A 1415-nucleotide genomic window follows, 5' to 3' on the forward strand; every position below is an offset into this window, starting at 1 on the left:
GGCTCCCCTGTCGTTTCCGTGGGTCGCTGACCTGGGCTGATATGCAGAACACGCCGTACCCCGGCTACGTTTCGACTTGCGACGGTACGAAACGGAAGAACCTGGATACGGCGTGCAATCTGCAAGGATATGGACTCGGCTGCTCGGTGTCGAGAAGACCGTGATCGAGCGGCTCGAGGCCGAGGAGAGCGGCTCGGACGAGGGCGGCCCGCAGGACGTGCTGATCGTGATGCACGCCCGGCCGGCCCGGGGCCGACGGCGGCGGTGCGGGATCTGCGACCGGCGGTGCGCCAAGTACGACAACGGCGAGGGCCGGCGGCGCTGGCGGGCGCTGGACCTCGGCGCGATTCGGGCGGTGATCGAGGCCGACGCGCCCCGCATCTCCTGTCCCGAGCACGGGGTGACCGTGGCGGCGGTGCCCTGGGCACGGCACGGCGCCGGACACACCCTGCCGTTCGACGAAACGGTGGCGTGGCTGGCGACCTGCTGCTCGAAGACCACCGTCACCCAGCTGATGCGGATCGGCTGGCGCACGGTGGGCAACATCTGCACCCGGGTGTGGGACGACGTCACCGAACGGGTGGACTTGCTGGCCGGGTTGCGCCGGATCGGCATCGACGAGATCAGCTACAAGAAGCACCACAAGTACCTCACCATCGTGGTCGACCACGACTCCGGCCGCCTGGTGTGGGCCGAAGCCGGACGCGACAAGGCCACCCTGCGGACGTTCTTCGACCTGCTCGGCGAGGAGCGCTCGGCGAAGATCACGCATGTCACGGCGGACGCCGCCGAGTGGATCTCCGCAGTGGTGGCCGAGCGCTGCCCGGGTGCGGTGCGGGTGATGGACCCCTTCCACGTCGTCCAGTGGGCGACCGAGGCCCTGGACCGGGTCCGCCGCGAGGTCTGGAACACCGAGCGTGGCGGCAAGGGCCGTGCCACTGCGGGCTCCAAGTCCCTCAAGAGGTCCCGCTGGGCACTGTGGAAGAACCCGGAGGATCTCACCGAAGGCCAGCGGGCCCAGCTCGCCTTCATCGCCAAGGCCCATCCCGTCCTGCACCGCGCCTACCTGCTCAAGGAGGGCCTGCGGATGGCACTCAAGCAAGGCGCGGACACCCAACAGGCTCTGTGGGACTGGGTACTGTGGGCCCGCCGCTCCCGCCTGGCCCCGTTCGTCGCGCTGCAACGTTCCATCGTCCGGCACTGGGACGCCATCGTCGCAGCCTCCGAGCATCACTTGAGCAACGGACTCGTCGAGAGCATGAACACCAAGATCCGCCTGATCACCCGCATGGCCTTCGGCTTCAAACACGCCGACGCCCTCATCGCCCTCGCCATGCTGAACCTCGGCGGCCACCGGCCCCACCTACCAGGCCGTCAAGCCACATGAACACACCCACGGAAGCGACAGGGGAGCC

At 68.7% G+C, this 1415-nt stretch carries 1 protein-coding gene; it reads left to right on the forward strand.

Features of this window, described 5'->3' with window-relative positions; translation table 11 throughout:
• Positions 1-112 precede the first annotated feature (112 nt).
• Positions 113-1387 carry an ISL3 family transposase gene (locus AB0I23_RS41490; RefSeq protein WP_359118453.1) on the forward strand — a complete coding sequence of 425 codons (1275 nt, stop codon included), beginning with the start codon at positions 113-115 and terminating at the stop codon, positions 1385-1387.
• Positions 1388-1415 lie beyond the last annotated feature (28 nt).

Origin of the sequence: Streptomyces atratus, assembly GCF_040655115.1 — a bacterium.
In the GTDB taxonomy this organism is placed as follows: Bacteria; Actinomycetota; Actinomycetes; order Streptomycetales; family Streptomycetaceae; genus Streptomyces; species Streptomyces atratus_D.